We start from the raw sequence: 9506 nt of genomic DNA, 5'->3' as shown, positions 1-9506 counted from the left end.
GGGGTTACGGCTTCCCCCAGCCCGGTGGTTACGGCTTCCCGCAGCAGCCCGGCCCGTCCGCGCAGCCCGCGCAGGCAGGACAGCCGCAGCCGGGTCAACCAGGTCAACCGGGCCAGCAGCCCGGGCAGCAGCCCGCCGATCCGCGGGCCGGAGGCGCCTGGCCGCAGCCCATACAGCACGACCAGCGGCAGCCCACCAACCCGGGTGTGGCGCCGCTGGGTTACACCGCGGCCGTCGAGCTGTCCTCCGACCGGCTGCTGAACACCAAGAAGCAGAAGGCACGCAGCCAGCGGCCGGGGGCGGGCGGCTCCCGGTTCCGCCTGGGTGCGAAGAAGGAGGAGGCCGAGCGGCAGCGGAAGCTGGAGCTGATCCGGACGCCGGTGCTGTCCTGCTACCGGATCGCGGTCATCAGCCTCAAGGGCGGCGTCGGCAAGACGACGACCACGACCGCGCTGGGCTCCACGCTCGCCACCGAACGCCAGGACAAGATCCTCGCGATCGACGCCAACCCGGACGCCGGCACGCTGGGGCGACGGGTGCGCCGGGAGACCGGGGCCACGATCCGTGACCTCGTCCAGGCGATCCCGTACCTGCACTCGTACATGGACATCCGGCGGTTCACCTCGCAGGCGCCCTCCGGTCTGGAGATCATCGCCAACGACGTCGACCCTGCGGTGTCCACGACGTTCAACGACGAGGACTACCGGCGTGCGATCGACGTCCTGGGCAAGCAGTACCCGATCATCCTGACGGACTCCGGCACCGGTCTGCTGTACAGCGCCATGCGCGGGGTGCTGGACCTCGCCGACCAGCTGATCATCATCTCCACGCCGTCCGTGGACGGCGCGAGCAGCGCCAGTACGACGCTGGACTGGCTGTCCGCGCACGGGTACTCGGACCTGGTGGCGCGGTCCATCACCGTGATCTCCGGGGTGCGCGAGACCGGCAAGATGATCAAGGTGGAGGACATCGTCGCGCACTTCGAGACGCGCTGCCGGGGTGTGGTCGTGGTGCCGTTCGACGAGCACCTGGCCGCCGGTGCCGAGCTCGACCTGGACATGATGCGGCCGAAGACGCGCGAGGCGTACTTCAACCTGGCCGCGATGGTCGCCGAGGACTTCGTGCGGCACCAGCAGTCGCAGGGGCTGTGGACCTCCGACGGCAACCCGCCCCCGGTGGCCGCCCCGCCGCTGCCGAACCAGCCCGTGCCGGGCCAGCCGGGCCAGCCCGGGCAGCCGTTCCCCGGCCAGCCGGGCCAGCCGTATCCCGGGCAGCCGGGGCCGTACGCGCCGCCGCAGCAGCCGGGGCAGCCGCCGCAGGGCTGGGGTCCCCCGCCGGGACAGCCGGGGCAGCCGTATCCGCCCCAGGCGGGTCAGCCCATGCCTCCGCAGCAGCCGGCCCCGCCGTTCCCCCCGCAGCCGGGGTACGGCTATCCGCAGCCGCCGCAGGGGCAGACCCCGCCTCCTCCGCCGCCGCCCCAGCAGTGACCGGCCCGGCCCGCAGCACGCCGGGCCGCCCCGCTCCCGCAAGGCCCGCGCCGTCCCCACGGCGCGGGCCTTGCCGCGTCCGTGGTGGCCCTGTGCGCCGCAGCGGAGCCGACGCGCGCCGTTCTGCACGCCGGTCCGCGCGTCGTTCTGCACGCCGGTCCGCGCGCCGTTCTGCACGCCGGTCCGCGCGCGGCCTCCCGCCGTGCCGGCCGGCAGCGCGTCAGCACCACCCGTCCGACGCGCCGTGACGAGCAGTTCTTCACCACCCGTCCTGCGGGTGGCCCCGCTCGGGCCGGCCGGCGGGATCTCGCCGTCACGCTCTCACCAGCGAGGCGTCAAAGGTCTCCACCAATGTGGGTGACGGGTCGTCCGTCTCGTCGTTTACGCAGGCCAGGGCGGGTTTGACACACCGTTGACGGGCGCAGACTGCCGCTGATAGACACACTCTTCATTCCGTCGGCGTCCGGCCGATCGAACCTGATCCTTCACATCCATATCCGCTCACACCTGTACATCTCCGCTCTCCACTCAGCACTACTCCGTTCACGACCGTCGGAGCCCGTTCCAGCCCGTTCCAGCCTGTTCCCACCGTCTCGCCGAGGGCGTACGAGCGCTCTCGCGAGCGACGACGCGAGGTCACCGAGCCATGAACACACACGATCAGCACGGCAGAGGCAGAGGACGCACCACCCCCGGCCGGGGCAGGAGGCGGCTTGCGGCCGCCGTGGGCGCCGCCGCTCTCGTCCTCGCCTCCGGGCTCGCGACCCCGGCCGCGGCGCAGCCGGCCCGCGCGGCGCAGACCGCGCAGACCGCTCAGGCCGCGCAGGACGGGAAGGACGACAAGGGCGGCAAGGTGCTCACGGTCGCCGTCGCGCAGAGCGTCGACTCGCTCAGCCCCTTCCTGGCGGTCAGGCTGGTCAGCACCAGCATCAACCGGCTGATGTACGAGTACCTGACCAACTACGACCCCAAGGACGCCCACCCGGTCCCGGCCCTGGCCACCCGCTGGGAGTCCTCGCCGGACAAGCTGACCTGGACGTACACGATCCGCTCGGGCGTGAAGTGGTCGGACGGGAAGCCGGTCACCGCCGAGGACGCGGCGTGGACCTTCACCACGATGATGACCGACTCCGGCGCCGCCACCGCCAACGGCAGCTTCGTCGGCAACTTCGCGAAGGTCACCGCGCCCAGCCCCACCCAGCTGGTGATCCGGCTGAAGAAGCCGCAGGCCACCATGACGGCGCTGGACGTGCCGATCGTGCCGAAGCACATCTGGGAGAAGGTCGGCGACTTCTCGAAGTTCAACAACGACACGACCTTTCCCATCGTCGGGGACGGCCCGTTCATCCTCACGGACTACAAGCCCGACAGCTATGTGCGGCTGAAGGCCAACAAGGACTTCTGGCGCGGTGCGCCCAAGTTCGACGAGCTGGTCTTCCGCTACTACAAGGACCAGGACGCCGCCGTGGCCGCGCTGCGCAAGGGCGAGGTCTCCTTCGTGGCCGGCTCGCCGTCGCTGACGCCCGCCCAGGCCGCCTCCCTCAAGGGCGACAAGAACATCCACGTCAACGACGCTCCCGGCCGCCGGTTCTACGCCCTGGCCACCAACCCGGGCGCGCGGGCGAAGAACGGCGAGAAGTTCGGTGACGGCGACCCGTCGCTGCTGGACGAGCGGGTGCGGCACGCGCTGTTCATGGCGGTGGACCGCAAGACCATCGTCGACAAGGTCTTCCAGGGCCACGCGGTCGAGGGCCAGGGGTACATCCCGCCGCGCTTCTCGCAGTACTTCTGGAAGCCGTCGGCGGGCCAGGAGCTGGCGTACGACCCGGCCGAGGCGGCGCGACTGCTGGACGAGGCGGGGTACAAGAAGAACACGGATGGCAAGCGCGTGGGCAAGGACGGCAAGCCGCTGCAGTACCGCGTGCTGTGCCACGCCACCGACCCGAACGACAAGGCGGTCGGCAAGTATTTGCAGGAGTGGTGGGGCAAGCTCGGCATCGGGGTGACCCTGGACTGCCTGGACAACGTCACCGACCCGTGGCTGGCCGGCACGTACGACCTGGCCTTCGACGGCTGGTCCGTCAACCCCGACCCGGATTTCGTGCTGTCCATCCACACCTGCGGCGCCCTGCCGCAGACCCCCAAGGACACCGGCGCCACCGACAACTTCATCTGCGACAAGACCTATGACGAGCTGTACGCCAAGCAGCTCGCCGAGTACGACCCCGCCAAGCGGGCCGCCCTCGTCAAGCAGATGGAGTCGCGGCTGTACGACCTGGGGTACATGAACGTCATGGCCTATCCGAACGCGGTGGAGGCCTACCGCACGGACCAGATCAAGTCGATCACCACCATGCCCTCGGCGGCGGGCAACATCTACGGGCAGGACGGCTACTGGAGCTGGTGGTCGGCCGTGCCCGCGGACTCCTCCGGCTCCTCCGGCGGTTCGTCCTCCACGGGGATCGTCGTCGGGATCGTCGTGGGTGTCGTGGTGGTCGCCGGGCTCGGTGTGCTCGTCGCGGTGCGCCGCCGGGCCACCGCCGACGACCGCGAGTAGGCAGGCACCATGACCGCTGAAGCCACCCCCTCGACGGTCGCCGGCCCGGACGACACCGGGCCGGCGGGCGCCGGGCGCACGCCCCGGCCTCGCTCCACCGCCGCGTATCTGCGGTACGCGGCGGGCAAGCTGGCCGGTGCGGTCGTGTCGCTGCTCGCCGTGCTGGTGACCAGTTTCTTCCTCTTCCGGCTGATCCCGGGCGACCCGGTGAAGTTCATGACCGGCGGCCGCCCGGTGTCGGCCGAGCAGATCGCCGCCTACCGCCGGGAGTTCGGGCTGGACCTGCCGCTGTGGCGGCAGTTCACCGACTACTGCGGCAAGGCGCTGACCGGGGACCTGGGCACCTCGTACCAGTTCCATGTGCCGGTCATCGACAAGATCTCCGAGGCGCTGCCGAACACGCTGCTGCTGACCGGCACGGCCTTCGTCCTGTACACCGCGCTGGGCATCGTGCTCGGCACCCGTGCGGCCTGGCGGCACGGCGGGCTCGGCGACCGGTTCCACACCGGGCTGGCGCTGACCCTGTACTCCATCCCGTCGTTCTGGCTGGGACTGCTGCTGATCATCGTGCTGTCGGTGGGAGTCGGGCCCGTCCCGGGCCTGTTCCCGACCGGCGGCATGGAGTCGGGGGGCGAGACCGGCTTCGCCCACGTCGTGGACGTCGTGCACCACATGGTGCTGCCGGTGGTGACCCTCGTCGCGGTGGAGTACGGGCAGACGCTGCTGGTCACCCGGTCGGCGCTGCTGGACGAGATGGGCGGGGACTATCTGACGACGGCGCGGGCCAAGGGGCTGCGCGACGACCTGGTGCGGCGCCGGCACGCGGTGCCCAACGCGCTGCTGCCGACCGTCACCCTGATCTTCGTCAACCTCGGCCGGACGGTCGCCGGTGTCATCCTCGTCGAGACGGTGTTCTCCTGGCCGGGGCTCGGCGGGCTGTTCTACCAGGCGCTGAGCGTGCCCGACCTGCCGCTGGTGCAGGGTCTGTTCTTCGTCTTCGCCGCGGCGGTGATCGTCATGAACACCCTCGCCGACCTGCTGTATCCGCTGCTCGACCCGAGGGTGGGCCGATGACGACAGCCAACACACCGAAGACGACGAAGACCTCGGAGCCCGGGACGCCTCCGGCCGCCGCCGGAGCCCGGGACGCCGCGGCCCGTGGTCCGCGCGCCCTGGCCTGGCAGCGCCGGCGGGCGTCGGCGGCACGGTTCTGGGCGGAGTACCGCAGACACCGGGCGGGCGTGGTCGGGCTCGCCGCGCTGGTGCTGTTCGCGCTGGTGGCGCTGACCGCGCCGTGGACCGTCGGCTCCGACGTGGCGAGCGTGACCGACGCCCCGGGCCGGCCGCTGCAGGGGCCGAGCGGTCAGTTCCCGCTGGGTACCGACCAGTTCGGGCGCGACCTGCTGGGGCTGGTGATCTGGGGCTCGCGGGTCTCGCTGCTGGTGGGGCTGCTCGCGGCCGTGCTGTCGGTGGCGATCGGCGCGGTCATCGGCATCACCGCCGGGCACTTCCGCGGCTGGTACGCCACGGTGATCATGCGGGTGACCGACTGGTTCCTGGTGATGCCGACGCTGGTGCTGGCGATCGCGCTGGCCACCGTGCTGTCCCGGTCGCTGGGCACCGTGATCCTCGCGATCGGGGTGACGACCTGGCCGACCACGGCCCGGCTGGTGCGCGCGCAGACCCTCGCGGTGGAGTCACGGCCGTACATCGAACGCGCCAAGGCGCTCGGCGGCGGGCACTGGCACATCATGTCCCGGCATGTGCTGCCCAATGTGATGCCGCTGATCCTCGCCCAGACGACGCTGATCATCTCCTCGGCGATCCTGTCGGAGGCGACGCTGGCCTTCCTCGGGCTCGGTGACCCGACGATCGTGTCCTGGGGCGGGCTGCTGCAGGACGCCCGCGAGGCGGGCGCGGTCAGCTCCGGCGACTGGTGGTACCTGGTGCCGCCGGGCATCGCGATCGCCGTCGTGGCGCTGGCGTTCACACTGTGCGGGCGCGCGGTGGAGGCCGTGCTCAACCCGCGGCTGGGGGTGGCCCGATGAGCCTGCTCGAAGTACGGAATCTGCACGTGACCTATCCGGGCGGCGCGGCCGCCGTGCGCGGGGTCGACCTGTCCCTCGGCGCCGGCGAGAAGCTCGGCATCGCGGGCGAGTCCGGGTGCGGCAAGTCCACGCTGGCGCTCGCGCTGCTGCGGCTGCTGCCCGCCGGGGCCCGGGTCGACGGGGAGATCCTGCTGGACGGCGAGGACGTGCTCACCATGAAGTGGGGGCAGGTCCGCGCGGTGCGCTGGGCGGGCGCCTCGATCGTCTTCCAGGGCGCCATGCACTCCCTCAACGCCGTGCACCGGGTCGGCGACCAGATCGCCGAGCCCATCCTGCTGCACCGCAAAGCCACTTCGGCGGGCGCGAAGAAGAAGGCGGGCGAACTGCTGGAGCAGGTGGGGCTGCCGGCGGCACGGGCGAGCGCGTATCCGCACGAGCTGTCCGGCGGGCAGCGGCAGCGCGTGATGATCGCGATGGCGCTGGCCTGCGATCCGCGGCTGATCGTCGCCGACGAGCCCACCACCGCCCTGGACGTGATGATCCAGGCGCAGATCCTGCGGCTGATCCAGGAACTGGTCAGCGAGCAGGACGTGGGCCTGATGATGATCAGTCACGACCTGGCCGTGCTGGCCGACACCTGCGACCGGCTCGCGGTGATGTACGCGGGCCGGGTGGTGGAGGAGGGCCCGGCCCGGCAGGTGTACGACGACGCCCGGCACCCCTACGGCCGGGCGCTGTCGGAGGCGTTCCCGCGGATCGGTGATCCGGCGTCACGGTTCGCTCCGCGCGGGCTGCCGGGCGATCCGCCGGATCCGTCGGCGGTGCCGTCCGGGTGCGCGTTCCATCCGCGCTGCCCGGTCGCGCTGGACAGCTGTGCCGTCGAGGACCAGGTGCTGCGTCAGGCGGGGCCGGGGCGGCGTGCGGCCTGCGTGCTGGTGGACGCCGACGGCACGGCCGCGTCCGCGGCCCCGGCGGCGGCACCCGGCACGGACGCCGCACCCCAGGCGGAGTCCGCAGCGGCCACCGCGGCGGCCGCGGAGTCCGCTGCGGACTCCGCGCAGGACGAGGAAGTGAGGAGCAGCACCGCATGACGGGCACCGAGACGGGCACGTCGCCGCTGCTGAGCGTCGAGGGCCTGCACGTCACCTTCCCGGGGCGCAACGGGGCGGCGCCCGCCCGTGCCGTGGACGGGGTGGACCTGGACATCCGGCCGGGCGAGATCGTGGCGCTGGTCGGCGAGTCCGGCTGCGGCAAGACGACGCTGGCCCGCACGCTGCTCGGGCTGGTCCCGCCGACGAAGGGCCGGGTCACGTTCGACGGCGCCCCGCTGGAGTACTCCGCCCGTGCCCTGAAGGCGTACCGCAAGCGGGTCCAGCTGATCCTGCAGGACCCCAGCGGTTCGCTGAACCCGCGGCACACGGTGTACGACGCGGTGGCCGAGGGCCTGCGCATCCACGGCTTCGACGGGGACGAGCGGGCGGCGGTCGCCGAGGCGCTGTCCCGGGCCGGGCTGCGGCCGCCGGAGCGGTTCTTCCTGCGCTACCCGCACGAGCTGTCCGGCGGGCAGCGGCAGCGGGTGGTCATCGCGGGGGCGCTGGTGCTGCGGCCCGAACTGGTCGTCGCCGACGAGCCGGTGGCCTCCCTGGACGCCTCGGTGCGCGGCGAGATCCTCGCGCTGCTGCTGCGGCTGCGGAACGAGCTGGGGCTGTCGGCGCTGGTGGTGACCCACGACCTGGGGCTGGCCTGGAACATCGCCGACCGGGTGGCGGTGATGTATCTGGGGCGGATCGTGGAGACGGGCGATGTCGAGCAGGTGCTGACGGCGCCCCGGCACCCCTACACCCAGGCGCTGCTGTCGGTGCTGCCCGAGGCCCCGGGCACCCCGGTCGTCCTCACCGGCGAGCCGCCGGACCCCTCGCGGGTGCCGTCCGGGTGCCGTTTCCACGTCCGCTGCCACATCCTGGCGGGCGGGGAGGCGGAGCGTGCGGGGGTCGCCGAGGCCTGCCGCACCCGGGACCTGCCGGTCCTGTCCGGTGACGGAAGCACCCAGGTGGCCTGCCACTGGGCGCTGGCACGAGCCGGGTCCGAGGCGGCGACGCCGTCGGGCTGAGGGGACTCCCGGCGTCCGGGGTGTCCTGGAGCGCCGGGGTGTGTGCGGCGGGCGGCCCGCGGTCTGGGGAGGCGGGCCGCCCGCCGTGCCGTCGGCGACCGGTGCGGCGGCCGCCCGCGGGGGCGTCACCGCGCGCCGGTCGGTCCTGCCGGAAGGGGCGTCACCGCCGGCCGGTCAGTCCTGCCGGCGCTGGTCCGCGGCGATGATCTCGCGGCACTGCTCGACGTCCTGGGTCATCCTCGCCAGCAGCTGCTCCAGCGAGTCGAACGTGGCCTGGCCGCGTACGAAGGCGAGGAAGTCCACGGCCACGTGCAGGCCGTACAGGTCGAGGCCGACCCGGTCGATGGCGTAGGCCTCCACCGTGCGCTCGGTGCCGTCGAACTGCGGGTTGGTGCCCACGGAGATCGCGGCCGGCATCGTCTCCCCCTGGGCGTGCAGGTAGCCGGCGTACACCCCGTCGGCGGGGATCGCGGTGTGCGGCAGGGTCTCGACGTTGGCGGTGGGGAAGCCCAGCTCGCGGCCCCGCTGGGCACCGCGGACGACGACGCCCTCGACGCGGTGGGGGCGGCCCAGGATCTCGCGGGCGCCCTCGACGTCGCCCTCGGCGACCAGGCGCCGGGTCAGCGTGGAGGAGAACGGCTGCCCGCCGCCGGCCTCGCCGGTGACGTACAGGTCGACGACCTCCACCTCGAAGTCGTAGAGCGTGCCCTGCTCGGCGAGGAAGTCGACGGTGCCGGCGGCCTTGTGGCCGAAGCGGAAGTTGGGGCCCTCCACGACCGCCTTGGCGTGCAGCCGGTCCACCAGGACCTTCACCACGAAGTCGGCCGGGGACAGCTTGGAGAACTCGGTGGTGAAGGGCAGCACCAGGACCGCGTCCACGCCGAGCGCCTCCATCAGCTCGGCGCGCCGGTGGTGCGGGGCGAGCAGCGGCGGGTGGCTGCCGGGGCGCACGACCTCGCTGGGGTGCGGGTCGAAGGTGACGACGACGCTGGGCACGCCCAGCTCGCGGGCGCGGTTCACGGCGTGTTCGATGATGAGCTGGTGGCCGCGGTGCACTCCGTCGTAGGAGCCGATGGTGACGACGCTGCGCCCCCAGTCCTGGGGGATGTCCTCCAAGCCACGCCAGCGCTGCACTGTGACCGCTCCTCGTCGAACCCGTGTCCGTGTTGCTGTGGTTGCCTTGCTGCTTGTCCGCAGGTCTAAGGGTGCCATGCCCCGGCTTCGCGGCCCGCATCGGTACGGCCCTGTGACCGGGCACACCTGGCCGTGGGTCCGCGGGAGCCGGCGGGACGGGCCCGGTGGAC

Annotated in this window: 7 protein-coding genes; 6 read left to right on the top strand and 1 reads right to left on the bottom strand. The window is 72.5% G+C overall.

Annotation, left to right across the window (positions count from 1 at the left end; genetic code table 11):
* From IE286_RS27365 to IE286_RS22645, 6 genes are all read left to right on the top strand, one after another.
* On the top strand, window positions 1-1487 hold a 1487-nt coding region (locus tag IE286_RS27365), incomplete at its 5' end, for a MinD/ParA family ATP-binding protein (RefSeq protein ID WP_229863386.1).
* A 646-nt stretch (window positions 1488-2133) separates the two neighbouring features.
* On the top strand, window positions 2134-4044 hold the full coding sequence (locus IE286_RS22665; protein WP_189798617.1) for an ABC transporter substrate-binding protein: 1911 nt from the start codon (window positions 2134-2136) through the stop codon (window positions 4042-4044).
* A 9-nt stretch (window positions 4045-4053) separates the two neighbouring features.
* On the top strand, window positions 4054-5118 hold the full coding sequence (locus tag IE286_RS22660; protein WP_189798616.1) for an ABC transporter permease: 1065 nt from the start codon (window positions 4054-4056) through the stop codon (window positions 5116-5118).
* Window positions 5115-6092 (top strand): ABC transporter permease, encoded by a 978-nt coding sequence (locus IE286_RS22655; RefSeq protein WP_229863384.1) that lies wholly within the window; start codon window positions 5115-5117, stop codon window positions 6090-6092. Before IE286_RS22660 ends, IE286_RS22655 begins: the two co-directional genes overlap by 4 nt.
* Complete coding sequence (locus IE286_RS22650; RefSeq protein WP_229863374.1) at window positions 6089-7183, top strand: ABC transporter ATP-binding protein; 1095 nt, start codon at window positions 6089-6091, stop codon at window positions 7181-7183. Before IE286_RS22655 ends, IE286_RS22650 begins: the two co-directional genes overlap by 4 nt.
* The gene (locus tag IE286_RS22645; RefSeq protein ID WP_189798614.1) at window positions 7180-8202 is read left to right on the top strand and encodes an ABC transporter ATP-binding protein; all 1023 of its coding nucleotides are present in this window, start codon (window positions 7180-7182) and stop codon (window positions 8200-8202) included. Before IE286_RS22650 ends, IE286_RS22645 begins: the two co-directional genes overlap by 4 nt.
* 174 nt (window positions 8203-8376) lie before the next feature.
* Here IE286_RS22645 and IE286_RS22640 read toward each other — a convergent pair whose 3' ends face one another.
* Window positions 8377-9336: a bifunctional riboflavin kinase/FAD synthetase gene (locus tag IE286_RS22640; protein WP_189798613.1), complete on the bottom strand. Its 960-nt coding sequence runs from the start codon at window positions 9334-9336 to the stop codon at window positions 8377-8379.
* Window positions 9337-9506 lie beyond the last annotated feature (170 nt).

This window comes from Streptomyces thermodiastaticus (assembly GCF_014656135.1).
In the GTDB taxonomy this organism is placed as follows: domain Bacteria; phylum Actinomycetota; class Actinomycetes; order Streptomycetales; family Streptomycetaceae; genus Streptomyces; species Streptomyces thermodiastaticus.
This window is presented reverse-complemented; position numbering and strand designations above follow the sequence as displayed.

What these genes read in the sequence shown, in the direction of transcription:
- IE286_RS22665 (WP_189798617.1), top strand. Translation starts at nt 2,134, where the DNA reads ATGAACACACACGATCAGCACGGCAGAGGCAGAGGACGCACCACCCCC.
- IE286_RS22660 (WP_189798616.1), top strand. Translation starts at nt 4,054, where the DNA reads ATGACCGCTGAAGCCACCCCCTCGACGGTCGCCGGCCCGGACGACACC.
- IE286_RS22655 (WP_229863384.1), top strand. Translation starts at nt 5,115, where the DNA reads ATGACGACAGCCAACACACCGAAGACGACGAAGACCTCGGAGCCCGGG.
- IE286_RS22650 (WP_229863374.1), top strand. Translation starts at nt 6,089, where the DNA reads ATGAGCCTGCTCGAAGTACGGAATCTGCACGTGACCTATCCGGGCGGC.
- IE286_RS22645 (WP_189798614.1), top strand. Translation starts at nt 7,180, where the DNA reads ATGACGGGCACCGAGACGGGCACGTCGCCGCTGCTGAGCGTCGAGGGC.